15 protein-coding genes are annotated in these 17,109 nt (G+C 72.6%); 6 read left to right on the forward strand and 9 right to left on the reverse strand.

What is annotated here, in order from left to right:
• The first annotated feature begins 219 nt into the window (after nucleotides 1–219).
• Nucleotides 220–1,788, forward strand: coding sequence for a glycosyltransferase family 2 protein (locus tag ACIRG9_RS19095; protein ID WP_402857262.1), 1,569 nt, complete (start codon nucleotides 220–222; stop codon nucleotides 1,786–1,788).
• A gap of 5 nt (nucleotides 1,789–1,793) precedes the next feature.
• A complete protein-coding gene (locus ACIRG9_RS19100) occupies nucleotides 1,794–3,077 on the forward strand; it encodes a nucleotide sugar dehydrogenase (protein ID WP_402857264.1) in 1,284 nt (427 codons plus the stop codon).
• 69 nt (nucleotides 3,078–3,146) lie between these two features.
• On the opposite strand, the gene ACIRG9_RS19105 is transcribed toward ACIRG9_RS19100, so the two are convergent.
• Complete coding sequence (locus ACIRG9_RS19105) at nucleotides 3,147–3,680, reverse strand: acyltransferase (protein ID WP_402857266.1); 534 nt, start codon at nucleotides 3,678–3,680, stop codon at nucleotides 3,147–3,149.
• 69 nt (nucleotides 3,681–3,749) lie between these two features.
• On the reverse strand, nucleotides 3,750–4,088 hold the full coding sequence (locus ACIRG9_RS19110; RefSeq protein WP_402857268.1) for a DUF952 domain-containing protein: 339 nt from the start codon (nucleotides 4,086–4,088) through the stop codon (nucleotides 3,750–3,752).
• Between the two features lie 98 nt (nucleotides 4,089–4,186).
• Between ACIRG9_RS19110 and ACIRG9_RS19115 the strand changes: the two genes are divergently transcribed.
• The 3 genes from ACIRG9_RS19115 (at nucleotide 4,187) to ACIRG9_RS19125 (ending at nucleotide 6,702) form a co-directional block, all read left to right on the forward strand.
• Nucleotides 4,187–4,498, forward strand: a complete 312-nt coding sequence (locus tag ACIRG9_RS19115; RefSeq protein WP_402857270.1) for a hypothetical protein — start codon at nucleotides 4,187–4,189, stop codon at nucleotides 4,496–4,498.
• Nucleotides 4,499–4,565: 67 nt separating this feature from the next.
• Entirely contained in the window at nucleotides 4,566–5,234 is a 669-nt protein-coding gene (locus ACIRG9_RS19120; RefSeq protein ID WP_402857272.1) for a response regulator transcription factor, read from the forward strand.
• A 10-nt stretch (nucleotides 5,235–5,244) separates the two neighbouring features.
• Nucleotides 5,245–6,702: an ATP-binding protein gene (locus ACIRG9_RS19125; RefSeq protein WP_402857274.1), complete on the forward strand. Its 1,458-nt coding sequence runs from the start codon at nucleotides 5,245–5,247 to the stop codon at nucleotides 6,700–6,702.
• Nucleotides 6,703–6,709: 7 nt separating this feature from the next.
• Here ACIRG9_RS19125 and ACIRG9_RS19130 read toward each other — a convergent pair whose 3' ends face one another.
• The 4 genes from ACIRG9_RS19130 to ACIRG9_RS19145 form a co-directional block, all read right to left on the reverse strand.
• Nucleotides 6,710–7,615 (reverse strand): TAXI family TRAP transporter solute-binding subunit, encoded by a 906-nt coding sequence (locus ACIRG9_RS19130; protein ID WP_402857909.1) that lies wholly within the window; start codon nucleotides 7,613–7,615, stop codon nucleotides 6,710–6,712.
• A gap of 157 nt (nucleotides 7,616–7,772) precedes the next feature.
• Nucleotides 7,773–8,444, reverse strand: coding sequence for a hypothetical protein (locus ACIRG9_RS19135; RefSeq protein ID WP_402857276.1), 672 nt, complete (start codon nucleotides 8,442–8,444; stop codon nucleotides 7,773–7,775).
• A 95-nt stretch (nucleotides 8,445–8,539) separates the two neighbouring features.
• Nucleotides 8,540–9,337, reverse strand: coding sequence for a peroxide stress protein YaaA (gene yaaA / locus ACIRG9_RS19140; protein WP_402857278.1), 798 nt, complete (start codon nucleotides 9,335–9,337; stop codon nucleotides 8,540–8,542).
• Between the two features lie 22 nt (nucleotides 9,338–9,359).
• On the reverse strand, nucleotides 9,360–10,976 hold the full coding sequence (locus ACIRG9_RS19145; protein WP_402857280.1) for an ArnT family glycosyltransferase: 1,617 nt from the start codon (nucleotides 10,974–10,976) through the stop codon (nucleotides 9,360–9,362).
• A 112-nt stretch (nucleotides 10,977–11,088) separates the two neighbouring features.
• Here ACIRG9_RS19145 and ACIRG9_RS19150 point away from each other — a divergent pair, with 112 nt between their 5' ends.
• Nucleotides 11,089–12,129 carry an App1 family protein gene (locus tag ACIRG9_RS19150; RefSeq protein ID WP_402857282.1) on the forward strand — a complete coding sequence of 347 codons (1,041 nt, stop codon included), beginning with the start codon at nucleotides 11,089–11,091 and terminating at the stop codon, nucleotides 12,127–12,129.
• 21 nt (nucleotides 12,130–12,150) lie between these two features.
• On the opposite strand, the gene ACIRG9_RS19155 is transcribed toward ACIRG9_RS19150, so the two are convergent.
• From ACIRG9_RS19155 to ACIRG9_RS19165, 3 genes are all read right to left on the reverse strand, one after another.
• Nucleotides 12,151–12,702: a hypothetical protein gene (locus ACIRG9_RS19155; protein WP_402857284.1), complete on the reverse strand. Its 552-nt coding sequence runs from the start codon at nucleotides 12,700–12,702 to the stop codon at nucleotides 12,151–12,153.
• 153 nt (nucleotides 12,703–12,855) lie between these two features.
• The gene (gene glgB / locus ACIRG9_RS19160; protein WP_402857286.1) at nucleotides 12,856–14,958 is read right to left on the reverse strand and encodes a 1,4-alpha-glucan branching protein GlgB; all 2,103 of its coding nucleotides are present in this window, start codon (nucleotides 14,956–14,958) and stop codon (nucleotides 12,856–12,858) included.
• Complete coding sequence (locus ACIRG9_RS19165) at nucleotides 14,946–17,042, reverse strand: maltotransferase domain-containing protein (protein ID WP_402857288.1); 2,097 nt, start codon at nucleotides 17,040–17,042, stop codon at nucleotides 14,946–14,948. Before ACIRG9_RS19165 ends, glgB begins: the two co-directional genes overlap by 13 nt.
• Nucleotides 17,043–17,109: the final 67 nt, after the last annotated feature.

Raw genomic sequence — 17,109 nt, forward strand, 5'->3', positions numbered from 1 at the left:
TCGCGATGCGGCTCCGAACGCCAGCGGCAGGCGGCTGGCCAAGGCTCGGGCTGTCGTAGACTCGGTCGAGTTCGCGGGTGCGGTGCTGGTTGACACGGAGACGGCGATGATTTCTGGCGGCAAAGCCGCAGGTACGCGGACCCTTGGGCGAGGGCGAGGCGGCTGGCCGATCGACGACAGGATCGTTGTGGCGGTGCCGGCCCGGAAGGCAGTGGCCTGGTGATCCAGCCCGACGTGACCGTGATCGTCGCCGTCTACAACACCATGCCGTATCTGACCACCTGCCTGAACTCCCTGATCGACCAGACGATCGGCCGGGAGCGGCTGGAGATCGTCGCGGTGGATGACGGCTCCACCGACGGAAGCGGTCGCGAGCTGGACCGTTTCGCCCGCCGCTATCCGGACACGGTGAAGGTGATCCACCAGGCGAACTCCGGCGGCCCGGCGGCACCGAGCAACCGTGGCCTGGAACACGCCACGGGCCGGTACGTCTTCTTCATCGGCGCGGACGACTACCTCGGGCCCGAGGCGCTGGAACGCCTGGTCACCGCCGCCGACCGGTACGGCTCCGACGTCGTGCTCGGTCGCACCGTGGGGGTCAACAGCCGGTACATCCACCAGGCCGTCTTCGCGACGACCGAGCCGGACGTGGACCTGTTCGACTCCGCGCTGCCGTGGTCGCTGTCGAACACGAAACTGTTCCGCCGGGAGCTGATCGAGCGCCACGGCCTGCGCTACCCGGAGGACATGCCGGTCGGCAGCGACCAGCCGTTCACCATCGAGGCGTGCGTCCGGGCCGGGCGGATCTCGGTGCTGGCCGACTACGACTACTACTACGCGGTGCGCCGGCTCAACGCCCGCAACATCACCTACAAGAGCCGGCACCTGGAGCGGCTGCGCTGTGCCGAGGAGATCGTCCGGTTCGTCGCCGGGCTCGTCGAGCCCGGCAGGCGCCGCGACGCCGTGCTGCTGCGGCACTTCACCTGGGAGGTCGCGAAGCTCCTGGAGGACGACTTCCTACAGCTGGAGCGGGACGTCCAGGAGCAGGTCCGCCTCGGTGTGCGGGAGCTGGCCGAGCAGTATCTCACCGACGGCATCCGGGATCGCCTTCCCGTCGAGGTCCGGGTCCGGCTCGCTGCGGCGCGCTACGGCGACCTCGATGATCTGCTCGCCGTGATCCGCCAGGACGCCGAAGAGGGCATCCCGCCCGCCGTGGTGGACGGGGAGCGCTGGTACGCCGGCTACCCGGGCTTCCGCGAGCCGCGGCTGGCCATCCCGGACCCCTGGTTCGAGATCACCGGCACGGTCGCCGACTGGCTGGCGCGCCTGGACACCGTCTCGGTCGCGTTCGAGGGCGGTCGGGCCGGGGCGCGGGCGTTGCTGGTGACCGCGCGCAGCCCACGCCCCGACCTGGCGGCCGTCGCCGCCGACATCGTGATCTCTGCCGGGGACGCCCCGGGCACCACGATCGCGGTCGACCCGGACGCCACCGGTACGACCGTTCGGGGCCGGATACCGTTGGACCGGGTGCTGGCCGCCGCCGCCCCCGGTGGTGAGCGGCGGACCATCCAGGCCCAGGTCAGTGCCTTCGGCGCCACCGGTGCGGCGGCGCTGCGCGGTTCCCGGCGGCCGGTGCCGCTGCGGACCGTGGTGCGTCACGGCGCTCGCCTGCACGTTCTCACCACCACGACGAACCACAAGGGGCAGCTCGTGATCGCCGCAGCCCCCCTGACGCCGCGCCGGCTGATGGCCCGCCTGCAGCGCAGGCTTCCACTAGGAGGAAAGTAGTAGCCATGAACATCTGCGTCGTCGCATTGGGCAAGATCGGACTGCCGCTCGCCGTGCAGTTCGCGTCGAAGGGGCACCGGGTCATCGGAGCGGACGTCTCCGAGCGGGTCGTGCAGCTGGTCAACGACGGTGCGGTGCCGTTCCCCGGTGAGACCGATCTGGACACCAAGCTCAAGGAGGCGGTGTCCGCCGGGCTGCTCAGCGCGACCACCGACACGGCCGCCGCGGTCGCCGAGTCCGAGGCCGTCGTCGTGGTGGTGCCCCTCTTCGTGGACGCCGAGGGCGTGCCGGACTTCGGCTGGATGGACGACGCCACCCGGGCCATCGCGCGCGGTCTCAAGCCCGGCACCGTGGTCAGCTACGAGACCACGCTGCCGGTCGGCACCACCCGTAACCGCTGGGCGCCGATGCTGGAGGAGGGCTCCGGCCTCACCGCCGGCACGGACTTCCACCTGGTGTTCAGCCCGGAGCGGGTGCTCACCGGCCGGGTCTTCGCCGACCTGCGTCGCTACCCGAAGCTGGTCGGTGGCATCGACGAGGCGTCCGCCGCGCACGGCGTGCGCTTCTACGAGGCCGTGCTGGACTTCGACGAGCGGGCCGACCTCGACCGCCCGAACGGCGTCTGGGACCTGGGCTCGGCCGAGGCCTCCGAGCTGGCCAAGCTCGCCGAGACCACGTACCGGGACGTGAACATCGGCCTGGCGAACCAGTTCGCCCGGTTCGCCGACACCGCCGGCATCGACGTCACCAAGGTCATCGAGGCCTGCAACACCCAGCCGTACAGCCACATCCACCAGCCCGGCATCGCGGTCGGTGGGCACTGCATCCCGATCTACCCGCGGATGTACCTGTGGAACGACCCGGCCGCCACGGTGGTCCGTTCGGCCCGCGAGGCCAACGCCGCCATGCCGCAGTACGCCGTCGACCTGCTCGCCGCCGCGTACGGCGACCTGACCGGCGTGGGCGTGCTGGTGCTCGGCGCCGCGTACCGGGGTGGCGTGAAGGAGACCGCCTTCTCGGGGGTCTTCCCGACCGTCGAGGCGCTGCGTCAGCGGGGTGCCGTCCCGTACGTCTCCGACCCGATGTACACCAACGAGGAGCTGGCCGCGCACGGCCTGCCCGCGTACGCCGGCGAGCCGGTGGCCGCCGCCGTCATCCAGGCCGACCACGCCGAGTACCGCACCCTCACCCCGGCCGACTTGCCGGGCGTGACCGTGCTGGTGGACGGCCGCCGGGTGACCGACCCGGCCCGCTGGGAGGGCGTCCGCCGGGTGGTCATCGGCGGCTGAACCCGCTGGACCGTCAACGGGCCCCCGACCGGATCACCGGTCGGGGGCCCGTTCCCGTCGCGGGGCGGCTCAGCCCCGGGTCAGGCCCGCGGGCGGGTTGTCGACGTCCCGGGAGACGACCTCGCCCTTCTCGTCGACCCAGCCCTTCGGCCGGGCCGGGTTGCCGGCCACCAGCTGGTACGGCTTGACATCTTTGGTGACCACCGAACCGGCGGCGATCATCGCGTACTCGCCTACCTCGATGCCGCACACCAGGGTGGCGTTGGCGCCGATCGAGGCGCCCCGCCGGACCAGGGTCGGGGTGATCGTCCAGTCCGGGTTCTGGGCGCGCGGCCGGAAGTCGTTGGTGAAGACCGCGCACGGGCCGACGAAGACCTCGTCCTCGATGGTGACGCCCTGGTAGACCGACACGTTGTTCTGGATCTTCACGCGGTCGCCGACGGTGACGTTCGCGTCGACGTACACGTTGCGGCCGATCACGCAGCCGGCGCCGACCTGTGCGCTGGACCGGACGTGGGCCAGGTGCCAGACCTTGGTGCCGTCGCCAACCCTGGCGCCTTCCTCCACGTCGGCCGTCGGGTGGACGAAGATGTTGTCTGTCATCTCAACTCGCCTCGTTGCAGGGCGCGTCGTCGCGCCGTCGGTGCCTGGTCGACGCAGCATATCGATCCGTCAGTCCAGCAGCTCCGCCACCGCGTCGGCGGCGGGTCGGTCCGCCGGCAGCGGGTGCGCCGCCACCACCGCGTCGACCGGCAGCGCCGCGTACAGGTGCGGGAAGAGGGCCCCGCCCCGGGACGGCTCCCAACGCAGGGCGTCGCCGAGCCGGTCGGGATCCACCGCGAGCACGGTGAGACCGGTCACCCCGGAGAAGACCCGCCGGGCGGTCTCCACCACCTGGTCGGCGGCGGAGAGGTGGACGAACCCGTCCTGCCGGTCCATCGCGGTGCCGGCGAACTGCCCCGCCGCCCGTGCCTGCTCCCACTCGTCGTTGGCGAGAATTTTGTAGATCACCATCGCAGCCTAGGACGTGGCGAGCCGGTTCCCGCGTACGCCCGCGCCCGCGCGCCGGGAGCGGGCATGCTCGGGTGGAGTTCCCGGAAGGATGGCCGATGCAGAGCTACGACGACGACTGGACCGACGGCCAGCGGGCCGTCTACGACGAGTGCTACCAAGCCAGTGCCGAGTGGGCGGGCGACCCGGACACCCCCAGCGAGGACGTCCAGCACGCGATCAACCTCGGTCAGGCGGACGACGACACCTTCGGCGACTCGGAGACGGACTTCCCGCCGCTGCTCGACATCGTCACCCAGGCCACCGGGGAGAACGTGACGAGCGTGCCGGCCAGCCACGCCGATCCGGGCTTCCGGGGGTTCGTCGACGGCGTCCGCGACGCGATGGCCGACGAGGTCTTCGGTCTCTGACCGGACCCGGGCATTCCCGTCCCGCCGGCACATCTGCCACCATTCGCAGGGCAGTACGTCGAACGGAATGGGGGCACGGGTGCGGATCCTCCTGGTCGAGGACGATCGTCGGGTGGCCGCCGCCCTGTCGTCCGCGCTGACGCGGCGCGGCTACGAGGTGGAGCATGCCGCCACCGTCGAGGCCGCCCTCTCCGCCGCCCCCTGCGACCTGGTGCTGCTCGACCTGACCCTGCCCGACGGGGACGGCACCGACCTGTGCCGGGAACTGCGCCGGCGAAGCAGCCACCTCGGCATCATCGCGGTGACCGCCCGCGGGGAGGAACGCGACCGGGTGCTCGGCCTGCGGCTCGGCGCCGACGACTACGTGGTGAAGCCGTTCTCGATGGTGGAGCTCCAGGCCCGGATCGAGGCGGTGCTGCGCCGGACCGTGCACTCCGCGCCGGAGCGTAACCTGATCGAGGCGGGCCAGGTCCGCATCGACGTGGGCGGCCGGACGGTCAGCGTGGCCGGCCGGTCGGTGACGCTGACCCGCAAGGAGTTCGACATTCTGCTCTCCCTGGCCCGGCAGCCCGGCATGGCAGTGTCCCGGGACCGGATCCTGCTGGACGTCTGGGGCACCACCTGGGCCGACCGGCACACCATGGAGGTGCACGTCGGATCGCTGCGCGGCAAGCTCGGCGACCCGACGCTGGTGGAGACCGTGCGCGGGGTCGGCTACCGGCTCCGCGGCGAGTGAGGAGACCGGTGTGCGCCGCCGGCTGGTGATCAGCTATCTGCTTCTGATGGTGCTGGTGCTGTTCGCCCTGGAGACACCCCTGGCGGTCACCCTGGCCAGCCGGGAGACCGACCGGGTCCGCACCGACCGGCTCGCCGACGCCACCCGGTTCGCCTCGCTCGCCAACCCGGCGCTGCGCGGAGGCGGCTCCGGAGCGCTCGACGGGGAGCTGGCCGCCTACGACGACCTGTACGGCATCGGCGCGGCGGTGGTCGACCGGGACCGGCACACGGTGGCCGCCTCGGCGAGCTGGCTGCCCGGCGCGGGTAGCACCTCGGCCCTGGACTTCGCGCTGGCCGGGCAGCAGTTCAGCGGGCCGGACTCGGTGTGGCCGTGGAATGACGGGCCGCTGGTGGTGGCGGTTCCGATCAACGACGGCGGCGAGGTGCTCGGGGCGGTGGTCACCGTCACCCCGGCGGGCAAGGTGCGACGTACCGTCGCCACCTGGTGGCTGCTGCTCGCGGCGATCGGCCTGCTCGCGGTGCTGGCCTGCATCTCCACCGCGTTCGGACTGGCTGGCTGGGTGCTGCGACCGGTCACCGAACTGGACGCGGTGACCCACGAGATCGCCGAGGGCGACCGCACCGCCCGGGTACGTCCCCGGCTCGGCCCGCCGGAGCTGCGCCGGCTCGCCGCCAGCTTCAACAACATGGCCGACGCGGTCTCCGACGTGATGGACCGGCAGCGGGCGTTCGTGGCGCACGCCAGCCACCAGTTGCGCAATCCGCTGACCGCGTTGCGGCTGCGGGTGGAGGAGTTGGGGCCGAGCCTGACCGGGACCGACGGCCGCGCCGAACACAAGCTCGCGCTGGAGGAGACCGACCGGCTGGCCACGCTGCTGGACGCGTTGCTCACCCTGGCCCGGGCCGAACGTGCGGAGAACCAGCTGGTCGCCGTTGACGCCGCCGAGGTGGCCGCCTCGCGGGTGGCCGCCTGGCAGCCGCTGGCCCGGCACCGGTCGGTCACCCTACGGCTCGACAGCGCCGACGCTTCCGCGTACGCCCGGACCGTGCCGACCGCCATCGACCAGGCGCTCGACGCGTTGATCGACAACGCGGTCAAGTTCAGCGGTGCCGGGGGAGAGGTGACGGTGACCGTACGTGCCGCCGACGGCGGCATCCTGCTGCAGGTGCGGGACACCGGCCCCGGCATGACGACCAGCCAGATCGACCAGGCCACCGAGCGGTTCTGGCGGGCACCGGACGTGCAGAACGTCGATGGCGCCGGCCTGGGCCTGACCATCGTCGCGGTGCTGGTCGACGCCTCCGACGGCCGGTTGACGATGCGCCAGGGTCAGCCCCGGGGCCTGGTCGCCGAGGTCTGGTTCCCGGCGCCCGACGACCTGCACGTCGAGCCGGTGGCCGTCGAGCCGGTGGCCGTCGAGCCGATCGCCGCCGAGCCGGGCGCCGCCGGCGCGGGCCGGCCCTGACCGGGGGTCAGGGCTTCGCCGACCGGTACCAGGCGGCCGCGCCGGGATGCAGCGGCAGTGGGGTGGTGGCGATCGCCGACCGGGGACTCATCCGGCCGGCCGCCGGATGGGTGGCGGCCAGCTCCTCCCGGCGTTCCATCAACAGCCGGGTCACCTCCCGGACCAGTGGCTCCGGCAGGTCCGCCCGGACGATCAGGTAGTTGGGGTTGGCCACCGTGCTGACCGGGTCCGTCCCGTACACCGAACGGGGGATGTCCCGGGTCACGTAGACCTGCCCGTATCCGTGGCGCAGCGGCTCGGTCCACTCGCCCAGGTCGATCAGCCGGATGGCGGTGCTGTCGGCCAGCTCCGCCACCCCCCGCACCGGCAGTCCGCCGGAGAAGAAGAAAGCGTCGATCCGGCCGGCACGCAGCGCCGCCAACGAGCCGTCCAGGCCGAGGTGCTCCTGGTCCACCTGGTCGCCGCCCAGTTGGGCCACCTCCAGCAGCCGGGTCGCGGTGATCTCCGTGCCGGAGCCGTCGGCACCCACCGACACCCGCCGCCCCCGCAGGTCGGCGAGCGTCCGCACCGGGCCACCGGCGGTGGTGACCAGGTGCAGCAGGTCGTCGTAGACGCGGGCCACGGCGAGCACGGCGCCCGGCTTCGAATTGCGCGGCGGCAGCACGTCGGCCTGGGTGAAGCCCAGCTCAGCCTCGCCGGACCCGACCAGCCGGACGTTCTGCGCGGAGGCAGCGGTGACCACCACGCTGGCCTGCACCCCGGGCAGCTCCCGGTTGAGGATGGCGGCCAGCGACTGGCCGAAGGCGTGGTAGACGGCGGTCGGGCTGCCCGTGGCGATCCGGATCAGCACCGGCTCAGTCGGCTTGTCCCGGCAGGCGGCTAGCCCGGCGAGCGCCGACACCAGCAGCATCATCAGGGCTGCCGGCGCGGCGGTTCGGCGCCGGCGACGCACCGTCCAGTGTCGGCTCACGGGCTGCACTGTGCGACGGGCACCGCCCGTCGCGCAAGCCCGGCTGGTCAGCCGTGCGCTGCGGATCCACTGTTCGGCCGCTCGCCTCCGGCCGTACGGCTCAGCAGGCGGCCACCGACGGGAGGGCGGCGCTGTCCACGATCCGCATCCGGTGCGGACCGTTGGCGACGCTCACCAGGAAGCAGCCGGCACCCGGCCGGAGCGTCGCCGGAACCTCCAGCAGTGCCGCGCCGCGTACCAGCACCGCGGCCAGGTCGCGGTCGGCCAGCCGGACGCCGAGACAGTGCCGGCGGACATGCCGCCCGCCGGCCAGCAGCGCCGCGCGCCAGGCGGCCGCGGCCAGCCGGGACCGCCACATCCGGCGGGTCCGGGAGGCGCCGGGCACCGGGCCGCCGAGCAACTCCCGGCGGCCCTGCCACCAGCCGCTCTCCAGCAGGGCCCCGTACGCCGGCCGGTGCTCCCGGGGCACCCACAGCCGGTGCAGTTCGTAGCGGCGGCGCAGACCGCCGGTGGCCAGCTCGTGCTCCACCGGCACGCCGAGCCGGCCGAGCAACTGGCGCATCCGGTGCGCGGCGTGCTCGCCGTTGAACTCGGCCGTGCCGCCCCGGTACGTCTCGCTGCCGAGCCGGCGGGTGTCGGTGGCCGGGGGCGGCGTGCACCGCACCAGGCAGGCGACCTCGAACGCGTCGGCCAGGGTCGGCCAGTCCATTGGTGCGGGTGCCGGCGACGACGGGCGGAGCCGGTCGAGCAGCGTGGTGGACTCGGGGGCCATGGGATGACTCCTTGTCGCGTCGGGGTTCTCCTACCGTGACCCCCGTCGCCGGCACGGCGGAACCGCTGCGCCCGAGCCTTGAGGAAAAATTGCGGCTACAGGTCGGTCACCACGATGTCGAGTTGCCGTGGCCGCCCGGTGGCCCTCGGCTGCTCCTCCACCGCGTACTTCAGGTCCCGCAGCGCCCCGGTCAGGGCGTCGGCGGAGCGTGGCCGGACCCCGGCGGTCAACAGGTCGCGGACCAGCCGCCCCTTGGTGGCCTTGTTGAAGTGGCTCACCACCGACCGGGTCGGCACCCCGTCGACGTCGCGCTCGTGCAGCACGCGGACCGTCACCGTCCGCAGCGCGACCTCCCCGCGCGGCGTCCAGGTGGCCGCGTACGCGCCGGAGCGCAGGTCCAGCACCGGAGCGTTGCCGGCCGCCGCCACCATCGCCGGTGCCAGCGCCCGGCGCCAGTACGCCGACAGCGCGCCGATCCCCGGCAGCCGCGCACCGACCGGGCAGCGGTAGGGCGGGATCCGGTCGGTGAGGCGTACCGCGCCCCAGAGGCCGGAGCTGACCAGCACGCAGCGGCGGGCCAGCCGTTCCGCCGCCGGCGGCAGCGAGGCCAGGTCGAGCGCCTCGTAGAGCACCCCGGTGTAGATCCGTCCGGCTGGCGCGGTGGCCGCCTCGCGCAGCCGGGCGTTGCGGCGCAGCTCGCCGCGCTGCCCCTCGCTCAGGCCCAGCGCGGCCCGGGCCGCCGCCTCGTCCGGCCCGGCGCAGAGAGCGACCAGGGCGGTCAGCATCTCGTCCCGGGCCGGGGTCAGTTCCGGCAGCGAGAGCCGCGACAGGTCCAGCCGCCGGCCGGTGCCGGCCTCGGCCTTTCCCTCGGACGGCGGCAGCAGGATGAGCATCGAACCAGCGTACGGCTCGGGTTCAGCGCCACGGCCGCAGGGCGATCGGCGGGCGGTAGACGCGGTAGTCACCGACCTCGGCGACCAGGGCGGCGTCGGCCCGGTCGCCGAGCAGCAGGCGCAGCCGCCGTTCCGCCGGCGAACCGGCCTCGAACACGTACCCGGGCCGCTCGGCCCGCCCGACCCGCCTCCAGTACGCCGGATAGCGGTTCTGTCCCGGTGTCAGGTCGCCGTCGAGCACCCCGCAGACCACCGCCTCGCCGGTGTTGAAGATCATCCGGTTGCAGGTCCAGTAGTTCCCGTACACCTCGTGCAGGCCGGCCCGGCGGACCGTGTCGGCCAGTTCCCGGGCCTGCCGCTCCTCGGCCCGGATCGACGGCGCGTCGGCGACGAACGCCACGGTCGCCGCCACCGTCGCGGCGGTGATCGCGGCCAGCACGATTCCCGCCGCCGCGCCCCCGATCCGGGCCGCCACGCCGGCCGGGGCCGGCCAGGCGCGCGCGGCGGCGAGCCAGAGCGGCCAGAGCACGACCGGCAGCGAGATCTGCAGCACCGACAGGTAACGGGCATTGCCCAACGGGTCGGTCGCGGAGAGCGCGCTGTGCACGTACGCGAGCAGGGTCAGCGCCGCGCCGACGACCAGGGCGAGCCGCGCGACCGCCCGGACCCGGCCGGCGGCGTCGGCGGCCCGCCGGTACGCGACCAGCCCGAGCCCGGCGGCGGCCACCAGCAGCACCAGGTAGAGCGGCGCGAACCACTCCTGCCAGTGGGTGCAGCCGCTTGCCGGGCAGAGCCCACCGGCCAGCGGCACCCCCTCCAGCAGCCCGCCGTGCACCCGCTCCGACCAGGAGGGGGGCGCACCCGGCCGGGTGCTGATCCGCTGGAACACCGACAGCGAGTCCTGCCCGGGCGGGGCGGTGAGGTTGTCCTTGATCATCGGGGCGGCCCCGGCCAGGAACCCGGCCACCAGCAGCACCCCCGGCCAGCCGATCAGGTCCCGGGGCGCCGCCCAGACCAGCAGCAGCCCGGCCACCACCAGGTAGGGCACGATCAGCCAGTCCGACCACAGGGCCAGCCCGGCGAGCAGCCCGAACACTCCCGTGGCCAGCCAGCGGTGCCGCACCCGGCGCTCGCCGAGGGCCACCGCGATCAGCAGCATCGCCAGCACCGCCGGCTTCACCTCCGGCCGGCCGCCCACCACGGTGAGCTGGTCCCGGATCACCCGCTCCGAGCCGAGCGCCAGCAGCCCGACCACGAAGACGGCCAGCCAGGGGGAGAACAGCCGGCGGGTCAGCCGGTACGTCAACCAGAGGAAGATCGCGTACAGCGCCAGCACCGGTAGCCGCAGCACCGGCCAGCTCGGCCCGGCCCAGCCGACCAGCGGGGCGGCCAGGTAGGACTCCAGCATCCCCATGTAGCGCTGTCCGTAGAGGAAGATCGGCCGCTCGTGGTTGGTGGCGATGTGTAGGGCGGCGAGGCCGAACGTCGCCTCGTCGCTGTTCGAACCGGGCAGTGAGAGCAACAGCAGGACCAGCCGGTAACCGACCCCGGCCACGCCGAGCAGCAGCGCGACCAGCGCGGGGCGGTCGAACGTCGGACGCCATCGCCCCGATCTCCGCACTGGTGTCGCCACGACCACGCCCCCGTCGTCGCCTGCGACCGCAGTCTGTCACGGGACCGGCCCGCGCCGGGGTGGATCGGCGAGGTCGACTCGCATAGCCGCGTGCGGCCGGGTGTGGCAGGGTGGCACCGTGCCACCGACACCTGCCGGAGAACTCGCCGTGCCGCGGCTGCACCGGGCTGCCCGGATCGAGGACGCCGTGCACGGTCTGGTGGAACGCCGGCTGCGCCGCACCGGGTGGAAGATCAACATCATCGCGTACGCCGGCTACGGCGCCCCGGGCTGGGCCCGGGTGCTCTGCCGGGTGCTGCTCGGCCGCCCCGACGTGCGGCAGCGGGCCCGGCCGGAGAAGGTTCGCGGCTGGCGCAGCTTCGCCACCCTGCCCGCCAAGTACGCCAAGGTGACCATCGAGGCCGGCGACGTACGCCAGGAGGCGACCGCGGACCGCAGCGGCTTCGTCGACACCGTCATCGAGGCCGACTTCACCCCCGGCTGGGGCTCGGTACGCCTCAGCGTGCCCGACGTCGAGCCGGTCGAGGCCCTGGTCCGCGTCCTAGACCCGGAAGTCCGGTTCGGCATCCTCTCCGACATCGACGACACGGTCATGGTCACCGCGCTGCCCCGGCCGCTGCTCGCCGCCTGGAACACCTTCGTCCTCGACGAGCACGCCCGGGCCGCGGTGCCCGGCATGGCGGTGCTGTACGAGCGGCTGGTCACCGCCCATCCCGGCGCCCCCGTCTTCTACCTTTCGACCGGCGCCTGGAACGTCGCACCGACGCTCACCCGGTTCCTCTCCCGGCACCTCTACCCGGCGGGGCCGTTGCTGCTCACCGACTGGGGGCCGACGGCCGACCGGTGGTTCCGCAGCGGCAAGGAACACAAGCGGGCCACCCTGGCCCGGCTGGCCCGGGAGTTCCCGGACGTCCGCTGGCTGCTGCTCGGCGACGACGGACAGCATGACCAGGAGATCTACCGCGAGTTCGCCGCCGCGCACCCGGACAACGTGGCCGGGGTGGCGATCCGCAGGCTCTCGCCCACCCAGTCGGTGCTCGCCGGCAGCCTGCCCGCCCCGGCCGGCCGCCCGTCCGCCGGCCCGGTGGGGCAGAAATGGCTCTCCGCCCCGGACGGCGCCGGCCTGTGGAAGCTGCTGCGCGACGCGGGCCTGGTCTGAGCCGCGCCGGCCTGGTCTGAGCTATTTTTCCGAAGGACCTCGTCGGCCGCTTTGCCCTTGTCGCCGAGCGCCACGGCCGTCGCGGAGTGCTGCCCGGACTCGATCGATGGCGCCGTGCGGTGGACGAACGTCCTCCCTCGGAAAGTACTCCACGAGGTCGGGAAATTGGTGCGGTTGCTCATTGACGATGGTCTGGAATAGTGGCTGCTTCGCCATTTCTTTGGCGACCACTGTCCAGTCTGATCGTGCATCGTCCGGGAAGAGGGGGCCAACGCGTACGGCGTAGTCGACTGCTCCCGCCATCAGGTCGGCTACGGTGAGGGCTCGGGCGAGTTCCTCATCGTGAAGATCAAGTGGCTTTTGTTCAAAAATGTATGGTCTGAGTTCTGGCCTCTGGAAAACCAGGGCAAGCGCCGAATCGTAGCGCTCACTCGCGTGGTTCAGGACCTCGTACCTGCTGAACAAGTTGGAAATATGCACCTGCTTCTGCAGCTTCCTCGTCTGCGTGGCTGCAAAGTACAGGGCGATGGCGGCCGCGATCAGACTGACAATCTCGACAATGTTGCTGATCATTGCACCTCCCGTCCGGCCAGGATTCAACAGATCGACTACCTTCATGGTAAGGTGGTCGGTCAAATGCGCTGGCGATGGCCTGCCAATTACGCAGGGAGACGTTTCCCGGTGAGGGCCGAGGCGCGAAATGCCCCTGAGGGGCAAAATGAGGGGTCAGTCGCGGCGGAGCCAGAGGACGCCGAGCGGCGGAACCCGTAGCGCCGCCGACGCCGGCATGCCGTGCCAGGGCACGCTCTCCGCGTGCACCGCGCCGAGGTTGCCCACCCCCGAGCCGCCGTAGTGGTGGGCGTCGGTGTTGAGCACCTCGGTCCAGGTGCCGCCGGCCGGCAGACCGATCCGGTAGCCCTCCAACGGCAGGGCGGAGAAGTTGGCGGCGCAGACCAGGGTCTGGCCGTCGGGGGCGATCCGGACGAACGACACGGTGTTGTTGGCGGCGTCGTCGCCGACGAGCCAGCGGAAGCCGGCCGGCTCGGTGTCCTGCGCCCAGAGCGCCGGGGTGGCCCGGTAGAGCCGGTTCAGGTCACCGACCAGGCGTTGCACGCCGGCCCGGGCCGGGTCGTGCAGCAGATACCAGTCGAGGCCGCGTTCCTCGCTCCACTCGCGGTCGTCGGCCAGCTCACAGCCCATGAAGAGCAGCTGCTTGCCGGGGTGCGCCCACATGTACGCCAGCAGCGCCCGCACGTTGGCCAGGCGCTGCCAGGTGTCGCCGGGCATCTTGCCCACGAGGGAGCCCTTGCCGTGCACCACCTCGTCGTGGCTGATCGGCAGCACGTAGTTCTCGCTCCAGGCGTACGCCAGCGAGAAGGTGAGCTGATGGTGGTGGTGCTGCCGGTAGATCGGGTCCTTCGAGGTGTAGAGCAGGGTGTCGTGCATCCAGCCCATGTTCCACTTGAAGCCGAAGCCGAGCCCGCCCTCACTGGTCGGCCCGGTGACACCGGGCCAGGCGGTGGACTCCTCGGCGACCATCACCACCCCGGGGTGCTGCCGGTGGACGGTGGCGTTGACCTCCTGGAGGAACGCGATGGCCTCCAGGTTCTCCCGGCCGCCGTGCACGTTGGGCACCCACTGCCCCTCCTGGCGGGAGTAGTCCAGATAGAGCATCGAGGCGACCGCGTCCACCCGCAGCCCGTCGACGTGGAACTCGGCCAGCCAGTAGAGCGCGTTGGCGACCAGGAAGTTGCGCACCTCGCGGCGACCGAAGTCGAAGACGTACGTGCCCCAGTCGGGGTGCTCGCCGCGACGCGGGTCGGGGTGCTCGTACAGCGGGGTGCCGTCGAAGCGGCCGAGCGCCCAGTCGTCCTTCGGGAAGTGGGCCGGCACCCAGTCGAGGAGCACCCCGATGCCGGCCTGGTGCAGCCGGTCGACCAGGTAACGGAAGTCGTCCGGGTCGCCGAACCGGGCGGTGGGGGCGTAGTAGCCGGTGACCTGGTAGCCCCACGAGCCGCCGAACGGGTGCTCCATCACCGGCAGGAACTCCACGTGGCTGAAGCCCAGCTCGGTCACGTACGCGGTGAGCTGCTCGGCCAGCTCGCGGTAACCGAGGCCGGGCCGCCACGAGCCGAGGTGCACCTCGTACACACTCATCGGCTCCTGGTGCGGCCGGTGCCGCGCCCGCCGCGCCAGCCAGGCGGCGTCGCCCCACTCGTACGCCGAACGGTGCACCACCGAGGCGGTGGCCGGCGGCACCTCGGTGCGCGCGGCGAGCGGGTCGGCCTTGTCCCGCCAGTGCCCGTCGGCGCCGAGGATCCGGTACTTGTAGCGGGCGCCGACCGGCGCTCCCGGCACGAGGATCTCCCACACGCCGCTGGACCCGAGCGAGCGCATCGGCCAGCCGTCGTCCGGCCCCCAGCCGGTGAAGTCGCCGACCACCCGCACCCCGCGGGCGTTGGGCGCCCAGACGGCGAACGCCACCCCGTCGTCGAGGACCCGGGCGCCGAGCGCCTCCCAGAGCCGCTCGTGCCGTCCCTCGCCGATCAGGTGCAGGTCCAGTTCGCCGAGGGTGGGCGGGTGGCGGTACGGGTCGTCGTGCGCCGCGCCGTCGACCTCGACCCGGTAGTCGAGCACCTCGCCGGGCAGCACGGTCTCGAAGACGCCGACGTCGTGCACCCGCTTCATCGGGTGTCGTTCGTCGCCGACGAGCACCGCCACGTCGGCCGCGCCCCGGCGCATGGTCCGGATGGTGGTGCGCCCGTCGGCGGGGTGCGCGCCGAGCACGGCGTGCGGGTCGTGCGCCTCGCCGGCGATCAGCTGCTCCATCGTGCCTCGTCCTTCACGGCCGGTGCGGTCGGGGCGGTGCCGCCGGAAAGATCGGCGGGTACGGCGGCGACGGTCAGGTCCGCCGGCGCCGCGGCCACCGGCGGTGGTACGGCCGGCGGGGCGGGCCGCCGCACGGTGAACACGTGCGCGGGTTGCAGGTACGGGTCGAGCCGGACGGCGTTGCGCTGCCCCCAGTCGTAGCTGGTACCGGTCAGCTCGTCGTGCACGGTGAACCGCTCGTGCCAGTCGAGGCCGAGCGCGGGCATGTCGAGGGTGGTGTTGCCCCACTGCACCGCGCGCGAGTCGAACGAGCAGACCACGATCACGGCGTTGCCGGTGTCCGGGTCGTGCTTGGACCAGCAGAGCAGCGCCGGGTTGTCGATGTCGTGGAAGCGCAGGTTGCGTAGCCGGTGCAGGGCCGGGTTGTCCCGGCGTACCCGGTTGAGGGTGGCGATGAACGGGGCGAGTGAGCGGCCCTGCGCCTGGGCCTCGGCCCAGTCCCGGGGGCGTACCTCGTACTTCTCGTTGTCGAGGTACTCCTCGGCGCCGGGGCGGGCGACGTGCTCGAACAGCTCGTAGCCGGCGTACATGCCCCAGGAGGGGGAGAGCAGCGCGGCCAGCACCGCCCGGATCTTGAACATCGGCGGACCGCCGTGCTGCAACGACTCGTGCAGGATGTCCGGGGTGTTGGGCCAGAAGTTGGGCCGCATGTAGTCGGCCGCCGCGACCAGTTCCTCGCAGTACGCCCGCAGCTCCGCCGCCGACGTGCGCCAGGTGAAGTAGGTGTACGACTGGGTGAAGCCGATCTTGCCCAGGCCGTGCATGATCGCGGGGCGGGTGAACGCCTCGGCGAGGAAGAGCACGTCCGGCTCGACCTGCTTGACCTCCCGGATCAGCCAGTGCCAGAAGTCGAACGGCTTGGTGTGCGGGTTGTCCACCCGGAAGACCCGGATGCCCTCGCCGACCCAGTGCAGCACCACCCGCAGGATCTCCGCCCGGATGCCGTCCGGGTCGTTGTCGAAGTTCAGCGGATAGATGTCCTGGTACTTCTTCGGCGGGTTCTCCGCGTACGCGATGCTGCCGTCGGCCCGGGTGGTGAACCACTCCGGGTGCTCGGTCACCCACGGGTGGTCCGGGGCGCACTGCAGCGCCAGGTCCATCGCCACCTCCAGGCCCTGCCCGGCGGCCGCGGCGACGAACGCGCGGAAGTCCGCTGGCGTACCCAGGTCGGGGTGGATGGCGTCGTGGCCGCCCTCGGCGGCGCCGATCGCCCACGGCGAGCCGACGTCGTCCGGACCGGCGGTGAGCGAGTTGTTGCGGCCCTTGCGGTTGATCCGGCCGATCGGGTGGATCGGCGGCAGGTAGAGCACGTCGAAGCCCATCGCCGCGACGCCCGGCAGGCGGTCGACGGCGGTGCGGAACGTGCCCGACCGGGCCGGCGCGTCCACGGTGGCCGGAACCGCCCCCTCGGAGCGCGGGAAGAACTCGTACCACGCGGAGAAGAGCGCCCGGAGCCGGTCCACCCAGAGCCGGTGCTCGTCACCGGTGGTGACCAGCTCCCGCACCGGGTGGTCCCAGAGCAGCGAGGCCAGGTCGAGTGCCGGGCCGACCCGCCGGGGCAGCTCGCGGTCGTCGTCCCGCAACGCGACCACCGCGGCCCGCACCGCCGCCCGCTCGGCCGCCGGAACCAGCTCCAGGGCCGCCTCCAGCACCCGGGCGCCCTCGGCCAGGTCGTTGGCCAGCTCGGCCGGGCCCTGGCCGGCGGCGAGCTTCTTGGTGACCGCGTTCTGCCAGGTCAGGTACGGGTCCTGGAACGCCTCGACGGTGAACCGCCACTCGCCCACCGCGTCGGGGCGGATGGCGGCGTGCCAGCGGTCCTGGCCGGGTTCGCCCGGCCGCATCCGGGTGAACGGGCGGGCCACACCGTCCGGGCCCAGCCAGACCACGTTGCAGCCGAGCGCGTCGTGTCCCTCCCGGTAGGCGCGGGCCGACACCGGTACGGCCTCGCCGACGACCGCCTTGGCCGGGTAGCGACCGCACGAGACGACGGGGGTGACGTCCTCGATGGCAAACCGTCCAGTCACCGCCTCAACCTACTGCGCGAGATCGCTTCGCGCTCGCTACGGTGGTGAGAGGGGAACCCTTCTCTGC

Origin of the sequence: Micromonospora sp. NPDC093277 (genome assembly GCF_044765245.1) — a bacterium.
Classification (GTDB): Bacteria; Actinomycetota; Actinomycetes; order Mycobacteriales; family Micromonosporaceae; genus Micromonospora.